Source organism: Reyranella soli (genome assembly GCF_007992495.1).
GTDB lineage: Bacteria > Pseudomonadota > Alphaproteobacteria > Reyranellales > Reyranellaceae > Reyranella > Reyranella soli.
Genome location: NZ_BKAJ01000409.1, coordinates 1 through 501, shown reverse-complemented (window position 1 = coordinate 501; position 501 = coordinate 1). Strand labels below are relative to the sequence as shown.

Here is a 501-nt window from a genome sequence, read left to right as displayed (position 1 = left end):
TGTGGCGTGACGTTGAGGCGGCGCAGGGCGGTGACGTGGTCTCGGCTGTCATAGGCTTTGTCCTCGCCGACCGTGATGCGCCGGCCTCGTCGTCTGGCTTTGCGCTTGAGCATCGCCTCTGAGGCACGACGTTCGGCTGTGCCGTCGGCTTGGCTGACCTGGCCGGCGACCGCCAAGCCATTGCGGTTCTCCATGATGACGTGACCATGTAGCTCAGCCTGGCCTCGCGGCCGGCTGCCTTGCGATAGAGCTTGGCGTCGGCGTCGCTGGTCGAGGCATGGGTGTCGTTCTTGCGTTTCTGACCATGGAAGTTGGAGCCGTCGTCGTCCTTGTCGCCATCCTTCGGCTTGAAGCTCTTGTGCGAGGCCCACGCCTCGATCAGCGTGCCGTCGACCGAGAAGTGCTCGTCCGATAGCAGCGGCTTGACCTCGGGCTGCTCCAGCAGCTTGGCCATGAACTTGTCGAACACTTGGCCCTGCTGAAGGCGCTCGCGGTTCTTGG

General features: G+C 64.1%; 1 pseudogene. It reads right to left on the bottom strand.

Features of this window, described 5'->3' with window-relative positions:
• Positions 1–469 (bottom strand): annotated as a pseudogene (locus RSO01_RS47020) (hypothetical protein); the annotation flags it as partial.
• Between the last annotated feature and the right edge of the window lie 32 nt (positions 470–501).